19 protein-coding genes are annotated in these 20,801 nt (G+C 69.7%); 10 read left to right on the forward strand and 9 right to left on the reverse strand.

Annotated features, from left to right (window positions below; all coding sequences use genetic code 11):
* Positions 1-108 precede the first annotated feature (108 nt).
* On the forward strand, positions 109-2,856 hold the full coding sequence (locus FOH10_RS18180; RefSeq protein ID WP_143981639.1) for a LuxR C-terminal-related transcriptional regulator: 2,748 nt from the start codon (positions 109-111) through the stop codon (positions 2,854-2,856).
* 213 nt (positions 2,857-3,069) lie between these two features.
* On the opposite strand, the gene FOH10_RS18185 is transcribed toward FOH10_RS18180, so the two are convergent.
* Complete coding sequence (locus tag FOH10_RS18185) at positions 3,070-3,492, reverse strand: Hsp20/alpha crystallin family protein (protein WP_029924201.1); 423 nt, start codon at positions 3,490-3,492, stop codon at positions 3,070-3,072.
* Between the two features lie 163 nt (positions 3,493-3,655).
* On the opposite strand from FOH10_RS18185, the gene FOH10_RS18190 reads away from it, so the two are divergent.
* Positions 3,656-3,964, forward strand: coding sequence for a MerR family transcriptional regulator (locus tag FOH10_RS18190; RefSeq protein WP_029924200.1), 309 nt, complete (start codon positions 3,656-3,658; stop codon positions 3,962-3,964).
* A 28-nt stretch (positions 3,965-3,992) separates the two neighbouring features.
* Here FOH10_RS18190 and ligD read toward each other — a convergent pair whose 3' ends face one another.
* Positions 3,993-4,967: a non-homologous end-joining DNA ligase gene (gene ligD / locus FOH10_RS18195; RefSeq protein WP_143981640.1), complete on the reverse strand. Its 975-nt coding sequence runs from the start codon at positions 4,965-4,967 to the stop codon at positions 3,993-3,995.
* Positions 4,968-5,149: 182 nt separating this feature from the next.
* Here ligD and FOH10_RS18200 point away from each other — a divergent pair, with 182 nt between their 5' ends.
* From FOH10_RS18200 to FOH10_RS18210, 3 genes are read left to right on the forward strand one after another with little or no spacing between them, the layout of a single operon-like run.
* The gene (locus FOH10_RS18200) at positions 5,150-5,764 is read left to right on the forward strand and encodes a TetR/AcrR family transcriptional regulator (RefSeq protein ID WP_143981641.1); all 615 of its coding nucleotides are present in this window, start codon (positions 5,150-5,152) and stop codon (positions 5,762-5,764) included.
* Complete coding sequence (locus tag FOH10_RS18205; protein ID WP_143981642.1) at positions 5,730-6,476, forward strand: ABC transporter ATP-binding protein; 747 nt, start codon at positions 5,730-5,732, stop codon at positions 6,474-6,476. The genes FOH10_RS18200 and FOH10_RS18205 overlap by 35 nt, the downstream gene beginning before the upstream one ends.
* A 6-nt stretch (positions 6,477-6,482) precedes the next feature.
* Positions 6,483-8,828, forward strand: coding sequence for an ABC transporter permease (locus FOH10_RS18210; RefSeq protein WP_143981643.1), 2,346 nt, complete (start codon positions 6,483-6,485; stop codon positions 8,826-8,828).
* 5 nt (positions 8,829-8,833) lie between these two features.
* On the opposite strand, the gene FOH10_RS18215 is transcribed toward FOH10_RS18210, so the two are convergent.
* Positions 8,834-9,253, reverse strand: a complete 420-nt coding sequence (locus FOH10_RS18215; protein ID WP_308212880.1) for a GtrA family protein — start codon at positions 9,251-9,253, stop codon at positions 8,834-8,836.
* Between the two features lie 140 nt (positions 9,254-9,393).
* Positions 9,394-10,635 carry a cytochrome P450 gene (locus FOH10_RS18220; protein WP_143981644.1) on the reverse strand — a complete coding sequence of 414 codons (1,242 nt, stop codon included), beginning with the start codon at positions 10,633-10,635 and terminating at the stop codon, positions 9,394-9,396.
* A 296-nt stretch (positions 10,636-10,931) separates the two neighbouring features.
* Here FOH10_RS18220 and FOH10_RS18225 point away from each other — a divergent pair, with 296 nt between their 5' ends.
* Complete coding sequence (locus FOH10_RS18225) at positions 10,932-11,366, forward strand: hypothetical protein (RefSeq protein WP_143981645.1); 435 nt, start codon at positions 10,932-10,934, stop codon at positions 11,364-11,366.
* Between the two features lie 19 nt (positions 11,367-11,385).
* Here the strand turns inward: FOH10_RS18225 and FOH10_RS18230 are convergent, their stop codons facing one another.
* Entirely contained in the window at positions 11,386-12,000 is a 615-nt protein-coding gene (locus FOH10_RS18230; protein ID WP_143981646.1) for an alpha/beta hydrolase family protein, read from the reverse strand.
* Positions 12,001-12,265: 265 nt separating this feature from the next.
* On the opposite strand from FOH10_RS18230, the gene FOH10_RS18235 reads away from it, so the two are divergent.
* Complete coding sequence (locus FOH10_RS18235) at positions 12,266-12,649, forward strand: hypothetical protein (RefSeq protein ID WP_143981647.1); 384 nt, start codon at positions 12,266-12,268, stop codon at positions 12,647-12,649.
* A gap of 7 nt (positions 12,650-12,656) precedes the next feature.
* On the opposite strand, the gene FOH10_RS18240 is transcribed toward FOH10_RS18235, so the two are convergent.
* The 3 genes from FOH10_RS18240 to FOH10_RS18250 form a co-directional block, all read right to left on the reverse strand.
* A complete protein-coding gene (locus FOH10_RS18240; RefSeq protein ID WP_143984177.1) occupies positions 12,657-13,988 on the reverse strand; it encodes a TerD family protein in 1,332 nt (443 codons plus the stop codon).
* Positions 13,989-14,361: 373 nt separating this feature from the next.
* Entirely contained in the window at positions 14,362-16,023 is a 1,662-nt protein-coding gene (locus FOH10_RS18245; protein ID WP_143981648.1) for a bifunctional 3'-5' exonuclease/DNA polymerase, read from the reverse strand.
* A gap of 72 nt (positions 16,024-16,095) precedes the next feature.
* A complete protein-coding gene (locus tag FOH10_RS18250; RefSeq protein WP_029924176.1) occupies positions 16,096-16,635 on the reverse strand; it encodes a hypothetical protein in 540 nt (179 codons plus the stop codon).
* A gap of 168 nt (positions 16,636-16,803) precedes the next feature.
* On the opposite strand from FOH10_RS18250, the gene FOH10_RS18255 reads away from it, so the two are divergent.
* Positions 16,804-17,700 (forward strand): alpha/beta fold hydrolase, encoded by an 897-nt coding sequence (locus FOH10_RS18255; protein ID WP_143981649.1) that lies wholly within the window; start codon positions 16,804-16,806, stop codon positions 17,698-17,700.
* Positions 17,701-17,719: 19 nt separating this feature from the next.
* Here the strand turns inward: FOH10_RS18255 and FOH10_RS18260 are convergent, their stop codons facing one another.
* Entirely contained in the window at positions 17,720-18,898 is a 1,179-nt protein-coding gene (locus FOH10_RS18260) for a hypothetical protein (protein ID WP_143981650.1), read from the reverse strand.
* A gap of 348 nt (positions 18,899-19,246) precedes the next feature.
* Here FOH10_RS18260 and FOH10_RS18265 point away from each other — a divergent pair, with 348 nt between their 5' ends.
* A complete protein-coding gene (locus FOH10_RS18265; protein ID WP_143981651.1) occupies positions 19,247-19,522 on the forward strand; it encodes a Clp protease/crotonase-like domain-containing protein in 276 nt (91 codons plus the stop codon).
* A 135-nt stretch (positions 19,523-19,657) separates the two neighbouring features.
* Positions 19,658-20,767, forward strand: a complete 1,110-nt coding sequence (locus FOH10_RS18270) for a flavin-containing monooxygenase (RefSeq protein ID WP_143981652.1) — start codon at positions 19,658-19,660, stop codon at positions 20,765-20,767.
* Positions 20,768-20,801 lie beyond the last annotated feature (34 nt).

Below are 20,801 nucleotides of genomic sequence, written 5' to 3' on the forward strand. Positions count from 1 at the left end.
ACTCGTAGTGCTCCTGCGCACTCCACGATCCGCCGCCGCGACCGCGTTCGAATCCTTGGCGAACCCTAGTCGTGAGCGGCCCCCGGCACCCGCAGCTATGTTGTGACCATGGTGCTGCGTGGCCGGAAGGCCGAGCTCGGTGAGCTGGAGGGGTTGCTGAGCCGCGCCGAATCCAGGCTCAGCGGTGTGCTGGTGCTGGAGGGCCCGGCCGGTATCGGCAAGACAGCGCTGCTCGAGCACGCCGTCACCATCGCGACCACGGTGCGCGTCACCCGGGTGGCCGGGGTCGAGGCCGAACAGGATATGGGCTTCGCGGGACTGCACCGCCTGCTGCTGCCGTTCCTCGGCGAGCGCGGACGGCTGCCCGGACCGCAGCGCGACGCGCTGGAGACCGCCTTCGGCATGTTGACCGCCGCCGCACCGCCGGATCTGTTCCTGGTGGGGCTGGCCGCGCTGTCCCTGCTCGCCGACGCCGCCGCCACTCGACCGTTGCTGGCGGTCTGCGATGACGCCCACTGGTTGGATCGAGAATCCTTGCGGGTCTTGGGATTCGTGGCCCGGCGGCTCGATGCGGAGGGCGTGGTGCTGTTGTTCGGTGTGCGCGAGCACACCACGGGTGAGGCCGCCCTGGCCGGCCTGCCCACCCTGCGACTCGACGGTCTGGCCCACAGCGACGCGGCCGAACTCCTGGATGCCGAACTGCGCACCGCGGTGGACGGGGTGATCACCGCTCGCCTGCTCCGGGAAACCGCTGGAAACCCCTTGGCTATCCTGGAATTGGCGCGCGGTCTGGGCGGGGGCACCCCGGTGGAGCCCGGCCTGGGTGACCATCTGCCGTTGGATCGGCGACTGGAAACGCGTTTCCTCCAGTTGGTTCGACGACTCGATGCCACCGGCCAAGACCTGCTGCTGGTGCTCGCGGCCGACGCCGGTGATCGCACCGCCTTCCGCCGTGCGACGCGCACGCTGACCGGGGCGGATCCGGTCGCCATCGACACCGCCCTGCACCACGCGCAGCGCGCGGAGCTGATCATCGCCGACACAGGCACGGCCCTACCGGTTTTCCGGCATCCACTGATTCGTTCTGCCGTCTACAACGGCGCGGCGGCGGATCGGCGGCGCGCGGCCCACGCCGCATTGGCCGCCGCCACCGACCCGTCCCGCGATGCCGCCCGGTATGCCTGGCACCGAGCCGCGGCGGCCCCCGCGCCCGATGAAACCGTTGCCGCCGCACTGGAATCGGCCGCGGCCGGGGCGCGCGAACGCGGCGGCCATCTGGCGCAGGCCGCGCTGCTGCGCCGCGCCGCCGAACTCACCGCTCCCGGCCCGCAGCGTGACGGAAGATTGCTGGCGGCGGCCGGAGCCGCCCTCACGGCCGGTGCGCCGCGACTGGCCGAACAGCTGCTCGACCGGCTCACCCCGGATCTCGGCATCGCCGCGCTCGACGCCTACGCCATGCGGCTGCGCGGTTTCATGCATGTGATGCTGGGCCGGGAGGGTGCGGTGCCGCTGCTCTTCGCCGCCGCCACCGTCTTCGCCGCCACCGATTCCCGCGCCGCGCGCGATACGTTGCTGGAGGCGTTCGACGCGGTCATCGTGGTCGCCCGGATCGGTCCGGGGGTGAGCGCGCGGCGCATCGCCGAGGCCGCGCTCACCCTGCCGCCCGCTCCCGGCGCACCGATCATCGCGGACCTGCTGCTCGACGCCCACGCCGAACTGGTGGGCCGCGACTACGCGGCGGCGGTGCCGCTCATGCGGCGCGGGTTGGCGGCCATGCTGGCCGAGGGCGCGGAGGACGGCGATGCCGCCCGCTGGTTCCTGCTGGGTGTGCTGCTCGCGATCGAACTCTGGGATATCGACGCCCTGGGCGCGTGCTCACGCCGCTACGCCGCGACCGCCCGCCGGCACGGCGCGCTGCGCATGCTCCAGGCCGCGACCCACGGGCTGGCCACGCACGCACTGCTGTGTGGCCGATTGTCCGCCGCCACCGCGCATTTCGCCGAGTTCAAGGATGTCGCCGCCACCATCGGCGCGGATCTGCGCTTCGCCGAGACCAGTGACGCCCTGCTGCACGGCTGGCGCGGTGACGCGGAGGCTACTCTGGCCGCGGTCGCCGTCCAGGCCGGGCCGGAGGCCGAAACCCCCGGTGGCCTCCAAGTTCAGCTCGCCCGCGGCGCGCTGGTGGTGCTGCATCTGGGCCGGTGCGACTACCCTGCCGCCCGGCAGGCGGCGCTCACCGTATTCGACGAGGACCCACCGCATTTCGGCAACACGGTGCTCCCCGACCTGATCGAGGCGGCCGTGCGCTGCGGTGACACCGCGACCGCCGCACAAGCCCTGGACCGCTTGGCCCGGCGCGCGAGCGCGAGTGGAACCCCGTGGGCGCTGGGTGTTCTCGCTCGCGGGCGCGCCCTGCTCGCCGACGACGCCGAGGCGGAGCGGTACTACCGCGAGGCCCTCGAGCTGCTCGGCTCCACGCCGCTGACCACCGAGGTCGCGCGCACCCGGCTGCTCTACGGTGAATGGCTGCGCCGCCGCCGTCGCCGCCGCGATGCCCGCGATCAATTGCACGGCGCCCATGAGCTTTTCCTCGATATGGGTGCGAGCGGCTTCGCCGAACGAGCCCGCACCGAATTGGCGGGCACCGGCGAGACCGCCCGCGAGCGCAGCCCCGGCTCCGCCCGGCGGCTCACGCCCCGGGAGCTCCAGATAGCCCACTTGGCCGCCACCGGCATCACCAATCAGCAGATCGCCGCCGAACTGTTCCTGAGTACCGCCACCGTCGAATACCACCTCCGCAAGGTCTTCCGAAAACTGGATGTCACTTCCCGCAGGGAACTGCCCCGGCAGCTCTGACCCGCCCGTCCGCCGAGTCGCTCACCCGGCGGCGGGCGGGTGTCATGACGGCGTCCCACCATGACGCCAGCGGGCTGGGTTCGGGCCAGTGCACCACCGGCACGTCCCCGGACTCTGTTGCGGCCGTGTCTCTTCGGCGCAGGGCCGGGGTCCGGGGCGAGTGGTCGAGACGGCCGTGGGCGCGAGGCATCGCTGTCATGGCGCGGTCGCGGGTCAGGCGTTGATGGCCTGGTGCTCGCGATCGTGGCGGGTGACCTCGATCTTGCGGGGCTTGGCCTGTTCGGCGACCGGGATGGTCAGCCGCAGCACGCCGTCGCGGTAGTCGGCCTGGATGCGGTCGGTGTCGAGGTTCTCCCCCAGGAACAGCTGGCGGCTGAAGACGCCGCGGGTGCGTTCGGCGGCGATCATCGAGCGGCCCGCGTCCAGTTCCGGGCGGGAGGCGCGCACGGTGATCACATTGCGCTCGACGTCCAGGTCGAGGGAGTCCGGGTCGATGCCGGGCAGGTCGAACTCCACGAAGAACTCGTCACCGTCGCGCCAGGCATCCATCGGCATCACGGCCGGTCGGGCTGATGTGCCGAATACCTGCTGCGTCAGTCGATCCAGGTCACGGAAGGGATCGGTACGCATAAGCATGGTCGCCACCTCCAACTCACTCCATTCTCGATCGAAGATTCATCAGATAATCTCTGTCATCTGACAGAGATATTATTTAGCACTCTGGCCATGAGAGTGCAAGACGGGCGGAGAGGTAATCTCGAGGCAGGTGATCATGCGGGAGAACGGGGAGACGAACAGGATGCTGGGGCGCGAGCAGGGCCACTTTCCGCCGTCGGGACAGGCGGTGTACGCGATCTCGGTGGCCGCCGAACTCTCCGGCGTCGGAGTGCAGACCTTGCGCCTGTACGAGCAGCACGGGCTGATCACCCCCGCCCGCAGCGCCGGGGGCACGCGGCGCTACAGCGGTGACGATCTCGCCCGGCTGGCCCGCATCATCGCCTTGGCCGGGGAGGGCATCAACCTGGCGGGGATCGGACGCATCCTCGACCTGGAGGACGCCAACTCCGCCCTCACCGCCGAACGCGACCGGCTGCGCGACCAGCGCTAGCGGGCGGGACCCGGGATACGGACCCGGCTCATCCGTCGGCGTCCTCGTCGAGGTCCACCTCGACCCGGTCGCGGTCGGCCCACTCCAGCAGCGGCGCGATATCGAAGACCGCCTCGTCGATACCGGCGTGCAGATCGCCGAGTTCCGCGTAGCGGGCGGGCACCGTGGCCATGGTGAAATCGCGCGGATCGATCTCCGGGATCTCCGCCCAGCGCACCGGCGTGGAGACCGTCGCCGCCGCCACGCCGCGCACCGAGTACGCGGCCGCGATGGTGTGGTCGCGCGCGTTCTGGTTGTAGTCGACGAACAGCATGGCCGGATCGCGGTCGCGCCGCCACCACGCGGTGGTCACATCGTCGGGGGCGCGGCGTTCCACCTCCCGTGCGAAGGCGAGCGCGGCCCGGCGCACCTCCTGGAATCCGTAGCGCGGCTCGATACGCACGTAGACGTGTAATCCCTTGCCGCCGGAGGTCTTCGGCCAGCCGACCGCGCCGAGTTCGTCGAGTATCTCGTGCACGACACCGGCCACCCGGCGCACCCGCGACCACGGGCAGTCCGGCATGGGATCCAGGTCGATCCGCCATTCGTCGGGCAGTTCGGTGTCGAAGCGCCGGGAGTTCCAGGGATGGAACTCCACGGTCGACATCTGCACCGCCCAGATCACGTCGGCCAGTTTCTCGACGCACAGTTCGTCGGCGGTGCGGCCGTAGCGCGGGAAGTACAGCCGCACCGTGGGTATCCAGTCCGGGGCGCCGCCCGGCAGTCGCTTCTGGTGCACCTTTCCGCCGGGCAGGCCCTTGGGAAAGCGGTGCAGCATGCACGGCCGGTCCCGCAGCGCGTTGACGATGCCGTCACCCACGCTCAGGTAGTACCGCACGAGATCGAGCTTGGTCGCCCCGGTCTCGGGGAAGTACACCCGGTCCGGATTGGATACGCGCACCGCGTGCTCGCCGACCGTCAACTCCACGGCAGGTGCCGACTTGCTGGCCACCCGTCCGACCATAACGGGCGAATCGCCCCCACGCGTGTCAAAACACGGCCGCCCGGTATTCCAGCGCGACGATCGGGTAGTTCCCGAACGTCGCGGGATGTGGTAATTTAGGCGAACGCCCAAGGCAAATGCCCAAGCACCGGTACACATCACGCACCGGCACATATCAAGCATTGGGACGCATCGAGAGACCCATGGCAACGGCGATCGAACAGGGCAGACAGACACGCGCCCGGCTGATGGCGGCCGCGGTGGAACTGATCGTCGAACGCGGCTGGGGTGCGGTGACCACCCGCATGGTGGCCGACCGCGCGGGCGTGCGGCCCGGACTGGTGCACTACCACTTCCCGTCGGTCACCGACCTGCTGATCGAATCCGCCCTGGACGTGGCCCGCGCCGAATTCGACGCCGTGATGGCGCGATTGACCGAGGTGGACGGCCCGGAGGGGATGCGTCGCGTGCTCGCCACGGTCGGCTCCTACTCCGCCACCGATCCCTCGATGGTGGCCCTGAGCGAGATGATGCTCGCCGCCACCCGGCACCAGCGGCTGCGCGACGAACTCGGCCGCTTCGTCGCCCAGGCCCGCGCCGGGCTCACCGACTGGTTCCGCGCCCAGCCCGGCGACGCCGATCCGGAGGCCACCGCCGCCGCGGTGCTGGCACTGCTCGACGGCTTGGTGCTGCACCGCCTGATCGACCCCACGCTGGCCGCCGTGGATGTGACGGGTCCGCTGCTGCGCGCCGCGGGACTCACCGACGACGAGGGGAATTCCCATGTCCGACAACACGACAGCGCACCCGGCGACTGATGCTCCGCGCGGCGGAATCCGCCTGCGCGGGGTCGGCAAGACCTACGGCACCGGCGAGGCCGCCGTGCACGCCCTCACCGACGTCGACCTCGATATCGCGCCCGGCGAACTGGTCGCCGTACTCGGGGCCAGCGGTTCCGGCAAGACCACCCTGCTCAATATCGCGGGCGGTATCGAGACCGCCGATACCGGCACCATCGAGGTTGCCGGACAGGACATCTCGCGACGCCACCCCGCCTCGCTGGGCGAATTCCGGCGCGACCACATCGGATTCGTATTCCAGTTCTTCAACCTCATCCCGAGCCTCACCGCCCGCGAGAACGTCGAAGTCATCATCGAACTGACCGGTCGCGGCAACCGCCGTGCGGTGCCGGACCTGCTGGCGTCGGTCGGGCTGGGCGAGCGTGCCGACCACTTCCCGGCGCAGCTGTCGGGCGGGCAGCAGCAGCGGGTCTCCGTCGCTCGCGCCCTGGCCACCGACCCGGACCTGCTGCTGGCCGACGAGCCCACGGGCGCACTGGATGTCGCCACCGGCCGCGAGGTGCTGGCGGTCCTGCAGGAGACCAGCCGAGCGGGCCGGGGCGTGGTCATGGTGACGCACAACGAGGCCGCCGCCGCCATCGCGGACCGGATCGTGCGCATGCGGGACGGGCGGGTGGTCGCCAGCGACCCCAATCCCGAGCCCGCCGACGCCGCGACGATTCGGTGGTGAGCACTCATGCTGCGACATCCGGTGCTGTTCAGAAAGATTCGTCGCGAGTTGCGGCGGCGGCCCGCGCAGGTCGTCGCCATCGCCGTCACGGTGCTGCTGGGGGTGCTGCTGTTCATCGCCAGCTACGACTCGTTCCGCAACCTCGAAACCTCCTACAACCACACCTACGACCGGCTGCACCTGGCCGATCACACCGCCAGCGGGGGTGATCCGGAGGCGCTGGCGGCGGCCGTGCGCGGCCTGGACGGCGTCGACCGGGTGATGGTCCGCACCCAGGCCGATGTGCCGTTCACCATCGGCGACACCAAACTGCTCGGCCGCGTCACCGGCCTGGCCGCACCCGGCGCACCGGCGGTCGACGAGATCGACCTGACCAGCGGCGCCCTGCCGAACCCCGACCGTCCCGAGGTGGTCCTCGAACACCACGCCGCCGACACCTTCGGACTCGGTGCGGGCGACAGCTTCCGGATCTTCGACGGCGACTCCTGGCAGTCGGTCACCGTTACCGGGGTCGCCCGCTCGGCGGAGTACCTGTGGCCCGCGCGCAGCCGCCAGGAGGTGCTGGCCGATCCGCACTCCTTCGCGGTCGCCTTCGCACCGCAGTCCCGGGCCCGCGCACTGACCGGGCGGCCCGGTCCGAATCAGACCCTGATCGAGATGTCGGATACCGCGACCGATGCCGAGCGGGACCGGGTCACCTCCGCATTGCGTTCGGCCGGGGCGACGGCGATCGAACCACAGTCGGAGCAGCCCTCCAATGCCGCTCTGCGCGAGGATCTTTCCGGCTTCTCCAGTATCGCCGTCGGCTTTCCGGCGCTGTTCCTGACCGCCGCCGCCATCGCCGAGTACATCCTCATCACCCGGCTGGTGCAGACCGAGCGCCCGATCATCGGCACCATGCTGGCCATGGGCGCGAGGCGGCGCACGGTCGTCGGCCACTACGTCACCTACGGCGTCGCCATCACGGTCGCGGGCGCGGTGCTCGGCGTGCTCGGCGGATTCGTGGCCACCTCGGCGGTGACCTCGGCCTACACCTCCACCATCGGCATTCCGGACACCGTGGTCGAGCACCGGATCGACACGGCCGCCATCGGATTGGCGCTGGGGTTGCTGGCCGGGCTGCTCGCGGCGCTCGCACCCGCCGTCGCGGCGGCGCGCACCGCTCCCGCGCAGGCCATGCGCGGTGACGGCGGCGTGCCCACGCGCCCGGGGGCGGTCGCGCGACTGTCGGCCCGATGGACCCGGATACCCGTGGTCGTCCGGATGGCCGTGCGCTCCATGGCGCGTGGCCGCCGCCGCACCCTGGCCACCATGACCGGCACCGTGCTGGCGCTGGTCCTGATCCTGACCTCCGTCGGGATGATCACCAGCATGCGCAATGTGCTGCACCTGCAATTCGATGTCATCGAATTGCAGGACGCCACCGTGCTGGTGGACGGCCGCGACCCGCGGCTGTCGGACGAACTGGCGGCGGTACCCGGCGTCGTCGCGGTGGAGGCGGGCAGCGTCACGCCGGTAACGTTGGCGGCCCACGGGAATTCGTACTCGACCGCACTCAACGGTCTGCCGCCCGAAACCACCATGCACGGCTTCCGCACCGCCGCGGGTGCCCCCGGCCTGCCCGCCGACGGCCTGGTGGCCGGGAGTGCGCTCGCCGACCGACTGGATGTCGCGGTGGGCGACACCCTCACCGTCACACCGGCTTTCGGCGTACCACAGGACATTCGGCTGGCCGGGCTGGTCGACGAGCCGCTGGGCACCTTCGCCTATGCCGGCACCGACACCGCGGAACGGATCGGCGGCACCGGCATGCGGGGGTATCTGCTGCGCTTCGCCCCCGACGCCGATCGCGACGCGGTGCGCGCGGCCGTCACCGGCATGCCCGGCGTCACCGCCTATACCGACACCCACGCCCTGCAAGCCCAGTTCGACCAATTCCTGGGCCTGTTCTGGATTTTCGTCATCGTCATGCTGGTCCTGGGTGCCGTGCTGGCCTTCACCGTCATCTACGTGACCATGACGGTCAGCTTCACCGAGCGCACCACCGAACTCGCCACCCTGCGCGCCACCGGCGTCCCCGCGCGCCGCATCACCGCCATGCTCGCCCTGGAGAACCTGGCCGCCACGGCCCTCGCCGTCCCCCTCGGCCTGGCCGCCGGCCTGCTGTCCGCCTGGGCCTTCCTGAACTCCTTCGACAGCGACATGTTCGATATCGAACTAGCCCTGGGGTGGCTCGCTCCCCTGCTCGCGATCGCTGCGGTGCTGGCCGCGGCGGCCCTGTCGCAGCTACCGGGTACCCGCATGGTCCGCGGCATCGACGTCGCCCGCGTCGTGCGCGAACGCGCCCAGTAGCCGCGTCACCGGCGAAAGACCAGCCAGCGCATGCAGGCGTACAGGTAGAGGCCCTCGCCGAGGCCGCCGACCACGCGGGCCAGGTGGTATTCCACGCCGAGCGCCGCCAGACCGCTGGTCACGCCCAGGATGAAGACCAGGTAGTTCACCGTGACCACCACGATGTAGACGGCCAGCTGGGGGCCGACGGGGGCGTGCGAGGAGAAGTTGAGCACCCGGTTCAACAGGAAGCTGGTGGCGAACGCCGTGACGTACCCGAGGGTGACCGAGACCGGCAGCGGCAGGCCCCAGCCCGTGTGCAGGGCGGTGATCAGCAGCAGGTCGAGGGTGAAGGTGCAGGCGCTCACCAGCAGGTAGCCGACGAAGGTCGGGGGCACCACGCGGGCCAGTCCGAACGGCAGGCGGGCGGCTACACCCCAGCTCACCCGGTGAAACCACCGCACCGGGGCCGAGTCACTGGGCCGCGCCGCCGGGATGTCGATCCGCACCCGTTCACGGTGTCAGCGACAGGTGGCGACCGGGTGATCACGAGGCCAACAGCGGTTGTGCGCTCGGTGGTGCCCGACTACCAGGGCTCCGGCAGCGGTGGGGCGGGTGTGAAGGTGACCGGGAGGGCGGTCAGGGCGCGGTGGAACGGTCCGGGCCGCCAGGACAGTTCATCCGACGGCACCGCCAGCCGGATATCCGGTAGGGCGTCGAGGAGCTGGTCGATGGCCTCCTGGGCGATGAGGTACGCCAGCGAACTGGCGGGGCAGGCGTGCGGACCCGCACCGAAGGCCAGATGGGAGCGGTTGCCCGCGAGCTGCCCGGAGCGGATCTCCGGATCGGTGTTGCAGGCCGCCATGCTGATGACGACCGGCTGATGTGCGGGCAGCCAGACATTGTCGAGCACGACGGGCTGCCGCGGAAAGCTGATGCAGAAGTTGGCCATCGGCGGATCGTCGAACAGCACCTCGTCCAGGGCGTCGCGGGTGGACAGGCTGCCGCCCAGCACGTCCCCGCCGAATCGGCCGTCGAGCAGAATCAGCAAGAGCGCGTTGACGATCAGATTCTGCTGCGGCTCGATGCCCGCGCCGTAGAGCGTGGCCAGTTGATGCACCATCTCGATATCGCTGAGGTCGGCCGGGTGGCGCAGCAGCCGGGTGGTGATGTCGTCGCCGGGCTGCGCCCGCTTCTGCCGGGCCAAGCGCGACAGGGCGTCCACGAGCAGGCCGTTGCCGCGGTCCGCGCCGATGCCCTCGAAGATGGCGCGCAGACCCTCGGCCGCCTGCGCGGCGATATCGACCGGACAGCCGAGCAGATGATTGAGCACGTCGAATGCCAGCGGGAAGGCGTAGTCGCGCACCAGATCCGCCGCACCGGCCACGCAGATCTCGTTGATGAGCGGTACCGCGATCTGCTCCACGATCCCCGGCAGTGCGAACTGGTCGATACCGGCCAAGCCCGCGGTATTGGCCTGCCGGTAGCGCGCGTGCGCGGTACCGGCATTGCGCAGGGCATTGGGCCGCCACTGCATCATCGGCAGCACCGGGCAGTCGGCGGGCACGCTCTCCTGCCATATCCGCGGATCGGCCGGAAAACGGTCCGGATCATTGAAAATCCGCACCGCCGTGCGATATCCGAGCACCAGGGTGGCGGGTATGCCCGGGGCCAATTCCACCGGGGCCATCGCCCCGAACTGCTGTCTCATCTCCCGGTAGGCCCGATGCGGGTCGGCGGCGAATTCCGGAGCATACAGCGGTACACGCGGGCCGACCACCTCGAACGGCGCGGTATGCGACGGATGGACGGGCAGCGAATCTGACATCGACAAGTGACTCCCCGCGGTGCACGGCACGTCACCGCTGCCGAACACCGCATATCCCGGACGCGGACCGGGGTCACCCTACCGACGCGGTTGCCCGAATGTGCCGAAATCGGCGAGGATTTTTCGTGCAAGCCCCCTAGGCGGAAAACCCGCCTTTCCGCCGTATAGTGATAGTTTCTGGCTATGGCCCAACGGGCCTGATACCCACTGCGCATCACAGGGAGAAGCCGGTGTGCACGGCTGCGAAGGTTGCCGCCGCACGAATGTGCGGAGTAATTCTCGGACTCGTCGTCTGCGTGTTCGGCGCGGGCGCGGCCCACGCCGAGCGCGCCCCCGGCCCGATACTGGTCGGGGACACCGCGTATTTCGCCATGGGCGGGTGGAACTGTTCGATCCGCTCGACCGGCGCCGTGGGCTGTGACCTGCAGGTTCCGGCCGCGTCGATGAACGTGCTCTTCGCCGGTATGCAGATTCCGCTGCCCCATGTGCCCGCCATCGTCATCGATTCCGTCATGTGGCCCGCGCATCCCCAATGGAACTCCCATGGCAGTCATACCCTGCCCGGCGGTAATCCGCCGCTGCCGCGACTCGCGGCGGTGAACTTTCACGACCCGAGGATGTCGGTCACCCATGCCGGGGCGACCTGCCAAATCACTTTCACGGGTGCGGCCGTGTGCACCTCGATGGGGCATGGATTCAGTCAATGGGGACCGGTGCCGCATGGCTACTGATCCCCATGACCGCTACCGGTTACCGGTACCAGACGCCGGAATCCCAAGGGCCGTAATTCCACACGTTGAAATCGTAACGACTGTGCGCACCACCGAAGAGGTAGCCCCACCAGCCCGCGGAGGTATCGCAGATCTGATCGTCACGGTTGCACACCGTCAGCACCGGAAAGCCGCCGAACCAATCGTCGACACCGGCCAGCGGATATCCGACGATGCCACTGCCGGGAGTCGACGACAATCCGCCCCACCCGGGGCCGGGAGCCCGTTTCGGATCGGACAACAGAATGGCGTTGGCATTGCCGACATCCTGATGCGCGGTGACCCAGGCATGCAGGATGCCCGCGCCCTCACTGTGTCCGATGAGCCGGATGTGGTCACCCGGGCACTGATTGCGATGCGACCAGAACAGCCGGTCGAGTTCGTTCAACCCCGACATCGGGTCGAGCGAGTTGTAACCGACGGGCTGATTCACGAACGGGACGAACACCGACGATGTGTTGTCCCCGAGGCCGCCGATTCCGATGGCCCAGTCGCCGCCGCAGGGATCGGCGTGCGCGGTCGGGCTCATCGGGTGTGCGATGGAAAGGAAAAATGCCAGCAGTAATGCGGCGAAGAGCGCCGTTGCTCTACGCATGGTCGTAACTTTCTGAAATTGTCAGGTCTCCGGGTCCGGCCCGGCTTCAGCCCCGGGTACCCGGAAATTGCTGGTGTTCTTGATTCCTGGCACAACGGTTACACAGGCCGTGCGCTCCGATGCCATTACGCGATGTCGCGGGCCGACGGCCCCATCCGGGTCCGGACTTGCCGGACATTTTCCGGGCCGGGCTCCCTGGCGCGGACCGCGCCGCGCGAGGACACTGAGGGCGTAGCGCCGAATTCGTCCCCCAGGAGTAGATGCGATGGCGAACAACGGGCCCTTCGGGGTCGATCCGGAAGACTTCGAACGCGCCCTGCGGGAGGCGGGCATCGAAATCCGTGACCTGCTCGACAAGGCGTCGGAATACCTCGACCGCACCAGCGCGAATCCGCTGACATCCCTGCTCGGCCAGTTCGTCGCGCCACAGCGGCCCCGGCCGCCGAAGCCGGAGGGCGAGACCACCGGCGAGACCGGCAGCGGAGTGTGGGCCATCTACACCATCGAGGAGGACGGCGGGGCGCGGGTGGACCAGGTGTTCCCCAATGAACTCGAGGCCCTGCGCGCACACCGCGACAACACCGACGCTCGCCGCCGGGTGCGCTTCCTGCCCTACGGGGTGCCCGCCAGCGTGCTCGACACCCCGTGACGGTCGTTCAGTCCTTGCCGCGACCGGCCCGAATGTCGAAGCCCCAGTTGTAGAGTCGGGCGATCTCGGCGACACCCGCCCCCGGCTGCCCGGCCGGCGGCCGGATGAAGGTGCACTCGCGACGGACCACCAGTTCACCGTTGATGTTCTCGATGACCGCGAGGACCGCGTCGCGGGAATCGTCGACGCAGCCGTCCAAGGTCATCTCGATCGGGGCGCTGTTGACCGGGTACAGGGTCGCGGTCGCCTGCACGCCCCGAAAGTCCCTGGCGCCCTCGTAGATCGAGGTGAACACCAGGATGCGGCGGAAGAATTTGGTGAAATCCAGGTTGATGTCGAGGTTTTCACCGGTGGCGCTGGAGCCGGTGCGGTCGTCCTGGTCCAATCGGATGAACGGCGGGTTGTGCAGGTCGCCGAAGCGTCGGTCCAGGGCGCGCACGGAACCGATCGCGCCGTTGATCAATTCGTAGAAGCAGCACAGATCCAGGTCCAGGCTGTTGCGTTTGCGGCCGAACAGACCCGCGCCCCGGGCGGTGGTCCAGTTCAGGTTGACCCGCATGGTGCCGCCGGTGACGCCCGATTTGGTGAGCGAGACGGTGGGGGCTTCCTTGGTCAGGGAGATTTTGGTGAGGTTGACCGGAGCCGGTGGCGGGGTGTGTTGCCGTGGGGGCGGTGCGGGCTGCTGCTGAGGCGGCGGTGCGGGCTGCTGCTGGGGCGGCAGCGTGGGCGGCGACGTGTGCTGCTGGGGCGGCGGTGGCGCGTACTGCTGCTGAGGCTGCGGCGGCGTGTGCCACTGCGGCGTATGCGGCTGTGCGGGGGCGGGTTCGTCGTCGACGGAGATGCCGAAATCCGTTGCCAGTCCCGCCAATCCGGAGTCGTACCCCTGGCCGACCGCCCGGAATTTCCAGGCACCCTGCCGCCGGTACAGCTCACCGAGTACGAAGGCGGTCTCGGTGGTGGCGTCCGCGCTGTCGAAACGCGCCAGTTCCGCGCCGTTCGCGGCATCGAGCACCCGCACGTACAGGCCCCGGAACTGCCGGAAGGTCCCGCCGGTCGTGGAGGCCGCGAGCACGATGGTCTCGATCTGCGGCTCGACTTGCGCCAGCCGCACCGACAGCACATCCAGCACCGTCGGCCCGTGCTGCTTGCCCTCGTGACTGACCGCGCCGGACGGATGCGCGGGCTGGTTGTAGAACACGAAATCGGCATCGGAACGGACCTTTCCGCCCACCAGCAGCAGCGCCGACGCGTCGGCATCCGGAACACCCTGGCCCGCTTGCCATCCCAGTTCGACCCGCACCGCGTTCGCCGGGACCGCCACATTGGCCCCCTTCATCATCCCCACGGCAGTCAACATATACGATCCGGCCGCTCATCGCCCCCGACCCCGTGGAGTACCACTGACGCGGCGACGTCGGCCATCGCCCACGGCACCACGGAGTGCCGCCGACGCGACGCGCTCATCGCCCCCGGCACCACGGAGTTCCACCGACGCGACACCGCCCATCGCCGACGACACCATGGAGTTCCACCGACGCGACGCGCTCATCGCCCCGGCACCATGGAGTGCTGCCGACACGACACCGCCCCTGTCGACGGACTCCCCCGACCGTGCTGGGCCTCGGCCGACCCGCGATGTCGCCGCGGTCTGTCACGGACCGATGACGCACCCGCTCTCGGTGGGGCATCCGCGCACCCGAGGTCCCTCCCCCTCATTTGGCGTCGCCGTAGCACTCCACCACCGCCGTGGTGAACGGAAAGCGCACCGGGGTGCGGCCGAACGCGATCCGGCCCGCGGTGTCCGCCGCCTCGGTGATCGCCGTGGCGACCGTCGCCGCCTCCTCCTCCGGACAGTGCACGATCACCTCGTCGTGCTGGAAGAAGACCAGTTCCGCGCGCAGCCCCGCGCGGTGCAGGGTGTGCCGCAGGCCCGCGAGTACGAGCAGCGTCCAGTCGGCGGCACTGCCCTGGACGACGAAATTGCGAGTGAAGCGGCCGCGGGCGCGGGCGGCGCTACCGCCGTATCCGCCGGACCGGTCCCGCTCGGCGTCGGTCTCGTGGTCGATGGCGGCGGCGGGCGGACAGGTGCGGCCGAGCCAGGTGCGCACCAGGCGACCCTCCACACCGGCATGGGCCGCATTGTCGACGTACGCCATGGCGGCCGGATAGCGGCGGCGGAGTTCGGCGATATGGGTGAGGGCGTCGCCGGAGGTCTGGCCGTAGAGCGCGCCCAGCATGGCGAGTTTCGCCTGGGCGCGGTCGCCGCCGAAGGCGCGGGCCGCCAGATCCGCGTACATGTCCTCGTCGCGACCGGCCACCTCCATCAGTCCCGGATCGCGCGAGATCGCGGCGAGCACCCGCGGTTCCATCTGATCCACGTCGGCGACCACCAGTCGCCAGCCCGGATCGGCGCGGATGGCGGGCCGGATCACCTTCGGAATCTGCAGCGCGCCACCACCATTGGTGGTCCAGCGACCGGTCACCGTGCCGCCCGGCAGATATTCGGGCCGGAAGCGGCCGTCGCGCACCCACTGGTCGATCCAGGACCAGCCGTGCGCGGTGTGCAGGCGATACAGCGATTTGTAGGCCAGCAGCGGCGCGACCGCCGGATGGTCGATCTCCTGGAGCTCCCATTTCCTGGTGGACGACAGTGAGATTCCGGCACGGCCGAAGGCGCGGATGATGTCCTGGGGCAGGTCCGGCCGGACCCGCGCGCCGAAGGCCCGCGACACGGCGTCGGCCAGCTCGGCCATGCGCCGCGGTTCCGTCCCACCCGAGATACGTTCGCCCAGCATCGAATCGAGTAGTTCACGGTGGATATCGGCCCGCCACGGTATGCCCGCGCGGGACATCTCCGCGGCCACCAGCATGCCCGCCGATTCGGCGGCGAGCAGCAGCCACATCCGTTCCGGGTGTTCGGTCCGCGCCACCCGGGCCACCTGCCCCGCGTAGACCTCCAGCAACGCCGTCAACTCGTCGGTGCCGGGCGGGAGCGGCACCGGACCCGAGTCGAACAGGGTCGGCTCGGTGTCGGCGGCGCGGGCGGGCGCGTCCGGCGGCACCGGCAGCCCGTGCAACCGCGCCCAGGCGGCCGCCAGCGAGCGCGCCTGCCCCGACTGCCCCTCCTCGTGCCCGATCAGCAGCGCTTCGGCGGCTTCCACGTCGTAGCAGCGTTCGACACGCACGCCCGCCGCGAGCAGACGCCGATAGATCTCGCCGGTGGATCGCCAGACCCAGCGCTGCACCTCCGGGCGCGAGCGCACCGCATCGGCCAGTGCGGGCTCGTGCACCACCGGACCCGCGGGTCGGCCGTCCGGACCCAGCGGACACAGACGCGCCCCGCCGTCACCGGACTCCGCCACCGCCCATCGCATGGTCAGAGTCTCGCACCGGGCACGGACATCCTTCGCCCGTCCACCGTGGGACGGGCTCGGCGGCGCGTCGGTTCAGAGCACCTTCACGCTGAGCACCTGGTAGCTGCCGCCGCGATAGCCGCCCATGATGCAGCCGGTGACGGCCGCCGGACTCACCTCCGGAGGCGCGGTCACGACCTGCAGCATCTTGCCCGACCCCAGGCCGCCGACGATTTTCAGATGATTGGTCGCCTGCTGGCCAAGCGTCCACTCCCAGGAGCCGATCACATGGCTGTTCACGCCGTTGTCCCAGATGACGAGCAGATCGGCACGTCCACCGCGACTGCCGTAACAGGTCGCGGCCGGTTCGAAGGTGGTGCCGATGATGGTTCCGACCCCGATATCGTCGGGAGCTCCGTAGCAGCCCACCAGGTGGCCGCCGATATTGCTGGCCACCGGCGCCTGGGAGCTGCCCGTGATCCCCGGTCCATTCGCCTGCCAGGCGATCGAGCCCGCCGTGCAGCCGCCGCTGTCGAGTTCCGGTTGGGCCGATGCGATGCCGCCGGCGCACACCCCGGCGACCGAGAAACCCGCCGCCACCGCGGCGATGAGCGAACCTCGAAGAGTCGACATGTCCCACACCTCTCTGGAGATCATCGTTGATCGAACAAGAGCGGCTTCAACATCGTCTGATTCGAGATTAGGCAGCGACGATCCGGCGCGCAATCGGGGTACGGGTAGTGCGATCTCGATTGATGTGACACGCTGTTACGTCAATACCGTGAGCACAAGGAGGTGCACGTGTCGACCGCCGCCGACCCATCCGCACGCGACCAGGACGACAGCCCGCGCCGCATCACCGCCTTCCACCGCGACGGCCTGACCTTTCCCGTCACCGATTCCGGTCCGCTCGACGGCGAGCCGGTCCTGCTGCTGCACGGCTGGCCGCAGGACTCCCGCAGCTGGGACGCGGTGGCCGCCGCCCTGAATCAGCATGGCTACCGCACCTTCTCGCCGAACATGCGCGGCGCCAGCCCCACCGCAGCACCCCGCTGGCGCTGGTCCTATCGACTCGACGAACTGGCCCGGGACGTGCTGGCCATGGCCGACGCGATCGGACGGCCGGTGCACGTGGTCGGCCACGACTGGGGCGCGGCCGCCGCCTGGGCCGCAGCCACCGACGGGCAGCACCGAATGCGTTCTCTCACCGCCCTTTCCGTCCCGCACCCGACCGCGTTCCTGCGCGCTATGCTCACCAGCCGCCAAGCCCTGGCCTCCTGGTACATGTACGTCTTCCAACTCCCCCTGCTCCCGGAACTGATGGTCCGCACCCCGCTGTTCCGCCGTATGCTGGAACGCACCGGCCAACCGGCCGATGTCGCCCGGCGCGACGGAAACCGCCTGCGCGACAGGACAATCGCCCGCGGCGGCCTGCACTGGTACCGCGGCATGCCCTTCTCCGCCCCCGGACGCCTCCGCGCCCGCGTCACCATCCCCACCCTCCAGATCTGGAGCGACGGCGACACCGCCGTCCTCGCCACCGGCCCGAAACTGTCCAGCCGCTACGTGGATGGCCCCTTCCGCCTCGAGGTGCTGCCCGGGGTCTCCCATTGGATCCCCGACGAGGCACCCGAGGCCGTGACTCGGCTACTGGTCGAGCATTTCGAGGCGAACAGGAGCGGAGACGGCGCACCGTAGGGCGGGACCGGTCACTGCCTCATGACGTGCTGGCGCGACGCGCCAGCCAGACCGCACACGCCGCACATGCGGCCGCGACGATCAGGCCGGGGACGACCAGGCCCGGACGCGGGACGAACGGCGGGGGTGGCATAACCGCCCAAGCGATGAGGGTATGCGACGAGTCCGCCACGGTCCCCGACGGCGGGTAGACATCCGGCCGGTACGCCCAGTCGGTCACCGTGGGAATCGAATCAGCGTCTGCTCGCGACGACAGTTCACGCGCCGTCAGCGCTGCCAGCATCGGCAGCACGGTCCAGCCCGCGAGCAGTGCGGGTTCCACAGGGAGGACGGACGCACCAGCCATCGCGATGGCGAACAGCACCAACGCACCAGCGCCGAGCCGCACCCAGCCGAGGTCGGAGAGCTGGGACAGTGCGGCCCCCACGGCCGCTACGGCACACACCCCGACCGCGAGCGCCGGTCGCCCCACTCGCCAGCCTGCGGTGAGGCCGACGACCACTGCGGCGCAGCCCACGGCGAACCCGGCGGCCGACGGCTCCCGATCCCATCCGGGATCGACGACCACCAATGCCGCCGCGGCCGTCATGGCCGCCAGCGCCGCGGCCGACCGCTCCGGCAGCCATCGGGTACCCGCCACGCACACCGCCACCGCCAGCGCGGCCGCCGCCCATGGCAGCCATCCCGTTCCAGCCCACCACCGCACGACCAATGACGTCGCGACCGCCAGTCCGACGCCTACCGCCACCGACGGACCCGAAACCTGTGGTTCGACGCGTTCACCACGCCACCACCACATCGCCGCCAGCAACGCACCGACCAGCACGAGCGCCACCAGCAACTGCCACGACTGTCCGTTCGCGCCCACCGCCGACGGAAAATCGCGGTACCGATAGCGTTCGGAATCGAGGAGATTGTCCACCTGGTATCCCAGCACCACGGCCGCGATCAGGGCACCGAAGAACCAGATCCGCGCCGACCCGAGCACTACCGCCGGCACGATCAGCGCCCCGAGTCCCACCCCGAACGCGATCGGAAACTCGTCCCACTCGTCCGGAGCCGGCAACGCCGCCACGGCGCACAGCACGGCGACCCCGCCCAGCCCGGTCCCGAACACCACCGCGTACCGGACCCGCCCCCACTCGAACAACCACACGGCACCCAACGCGGTCAGGGCGCAGACCACCGCCACGGTCATCGCGGCACTCCCCTGACCGCCCGCAATCGATCTCCAGTCGGCACCCACCGTGCGCTGCACGCCGTACCCCGTCCAGGCACCGCCCAGCGCACCGATAACGGCCGCCACCACTCGTCCCCCGTAACGCACAATCCCTCATCTCGAGTACGTCTCGCGAATCCTCACCACGCCGCCGTGAAGATCCCACTGCAGCACCGGGTCAGCAACCCAACGGCTAACCAGTCCGCAACACGATATCCAATGCCGTGCACCGTGGACAGGCGCGAACGACTCATCAGGGCATCCGATACACGGGTCCAGCGGAGCCCAAGACCACGTATTGACCCCGCCGTGACGGATTGAGAATCTTTGAGCTTCATCTACTCAACTACGGCGGGAGAACTCGATATGGCCGACGCCATCGCTCCGCACTCCGCCGCCGTCATCCGCCGAGCCCTGGTGGCCATGGCCGCCCACGGCAGCCCCGAAGCGGCCTTCGCCCTCGACAAGAAGACGATCCCGCACGCCTCCACCAGTCCCGATCTGGCCGAAGGCATCTCCTCCTTCCTGGAGAAGCGCCCACCCCGATTCACCGGGGTCGCCGCCACCGACCTACCGGACCTGACCGCCTGGTTGGACCGGTAGCGCGGCCCACTGAGCACGTCACCTGCGCAAATCCACCCATGCCGAGTTGGACGGGAATGGGTGGATCGGCCGATGTGCGACGGGACGGTGCACCCATAGCGTCGGAGTCCTCACCAGCACGTCAGGGAGGACGCCATGGCCACGCAACATATCGAGACGCTCATCATCGGGGCCGGGCAGGCCGGACTGTCGACCGGATACCACCTGCGGCAGCTCGGGCGACCGTTTCTGATCGTCGACCGCGACAAGCGGATCGGCGACAACTGGCGCAGGCACTACGACTCGTTGCAGCTCTACACCCCGGCCAAGTACACGACCCTGCCCGGCATGGCGTTCCCGGCGGCCGACCGGTGGAGCTATCCGAGCAAGGACGAGGTGGCCGACTTCCTGGAGCGGTATGCGCTGCACCAGGAGCTTCCCGTGCGCATGAGCACCGGTGTGGACCAGCTGACGGCCCGCCCGGGAGGCGGCTACCGCGCCCGGATCGGCTCGGACACGATCACCTGCGACAACGTGGTCGTCGCGACGGGCACCTTCGGTCGCACCCCGTATCGGCCGGAGTTCGCGGCGGAACTGGATCCTGGCATCACCCAACTGCATTCCAGCGAATACCGGCGCCCGGACCAGCTCCAGGAAGGTCCGGCTCTGGTTGTCGGCGCCTCGCATTCGGGAACCGATATCGCGTATGAGCTGGCCGCCACGCGCCCGACGATCCTGTGTGGGCGCGATTGCGGGCAGATTCCCTTGCGCTGGGACTCGCGCCGAATCAAGGTCGCACTACCGGTACTGGTGTTCCTGTGGCGCCACATCCTCACCCGCCGCACACCCATGGGCCGCAAGGAGATGCGAGAGGTGCGGTTCCACGGCGGACCGATGCTGCGGGTCAAACGCGCCGATCTGGCCGCGCGCGGCGTACGACGGTCGACCGCCCGGGTGGCCGGGGTGCGCGACGGCATGCCGGAACTGGACGACGGCACCGTGCTCGATGTGCGAAACATCATCTGGGCGACCGGTTTTCGACAGGTGTTCGACTGGATCGAGGTGCCCGTCATCGGTGACGACGGCTGGCCGCGGGAGTACCGGGGCGTGGTTGACGAGGCGCCCGGATTGTTCTTCTGCGGCCTCAGCTTCCAGTACGCGTTCTCCTCCATGGTGTTCCCCGGAGTGGGGCGAGACGCGGAGTACGTCGCGCGCCGGATCGCCGCCCGGGCGAAGGACCGGACGGCCCACCGAGAGGCGGCATGAGCCGACCGTCGTCACGCCCGGCGCGTATCCTTCC

The sequence above is a fragment of the Nocardia otitidiscaviarum genome (assembly GCF_007362295.1).
Classification (GTDB): domain Bacteria; phylum Actinomycetota; class Actinomycetes; order Mycobacteriales; family Mycobacteriaceae; genus Nocardia; species Nocardia otitidiscaviarum.

Bases quoted from the DNA above. Each gene is read 5' to 3' on its own strand.
- FOH10_RS18180 (WP_143981639.1), top strand. From the start codon at position 109: ATGGTGCTGCGTGGCCGGAAGGCCGAGCTCGGTGAGCTGGAGGGGTTG.
- FOH10_RS18185 (WP_029924201.1), bottom strand. From the start codon at position 3,492: ATGCTTATGCGTACCGATCCCTTCCGTGACCTGGATCGACTGACGCAG.
- FOH10_RS18190 (WP_029924200.1), top strand. From the start codon at position 3,656: ATGCTGGGGCGCGAGCAGGGCCACTTTCCGCCGTCGGGACAGGCGGTG.
- ligD (WP_143981640.1), bottom strand. From the start codon at position 4,967: ATGGTCGGACGGGTGGCCAGCAAGTCGGCACCTGCCGTGGAGTTGACG.
- FOH10_RS18200 (WP_143981641.1), top strand. From the start codon at position 5,150: ATGGCAACGGCGATCGAACAGGGCAGACAGACACGCGCCCGGCTGATG.
- FOH10_RS18205 (WP_143981642.1), top strand. From the start codon at position 5,730: ATGTCCGACAACACGACAGCGCACCCGGCGACTGATGCTCCGCGCGGC.
- FOH10_RS18210 (WP_143981643.1), top strand. From the start codon at position 6,483: ATGCTGCGACATCCGGTGCTGTTCAGAAAGATTCGTCGCGAGTTGCGG.
- FOH10_RS18220 (WP_143981644.1), bottom strand. From the start codon at position 10,635: ATGTCAGATTCGCTGCCCGTCCATCCGTCGCATACCGCGCCGTTCGAG.
- FOH10_RS18230 (WP_143981646.1), bottom strand. From the start codon at position 12,000: ATGCGTAGAGCAACGGCGCTCTTCGCCGCATTACTGCTGGCATTTTTC.
- FOH10_RS18235 (WP_143981647.1), top strand. From the start codon at position 12,266: ATGGCGAACAACGGGCCCTTCGGGGTCGATCCGGAAGACTTCGAACGC.
- FOH10_RS18240 (WP_143984177.1), bottom strand. From the start codon at position 13,988: ATGATGAAGGGGGCCAATGTGGCGGTCCCGGCGAACGCGGTGCGGGTC.
- FOH10_RS18245 (WP_143981648.1), bottom strand. From the start codon at position 16,023: ATGCGATGGGCGGTGGCGGAGTCCGGTGACGGCGGGGCGCGTCTGTGT.
- FOH10_RS18250 (WP_029924176.1), bottom strand. From the start codon at position 16,635: ATGTCGACTCTTCGAGGTTCGCTCATCGCCGCGGTGGCGGCGGGTTTC.
- FOH10_RS18260 (WP_143981650.1), bottom strand. From the start codon at position 18,898: ATGACCGTGGCGGTGGTCTGCGCCCTGACCGCGTTGGGTGCCGTGTGG.
- FOH10_RS18270 (WP_143981652.1), top strand. From the start codon at position 19,658: ATGGCCACGCAACATATCGAGACGCTCATCATCGGGGCCGGGCAGGCC.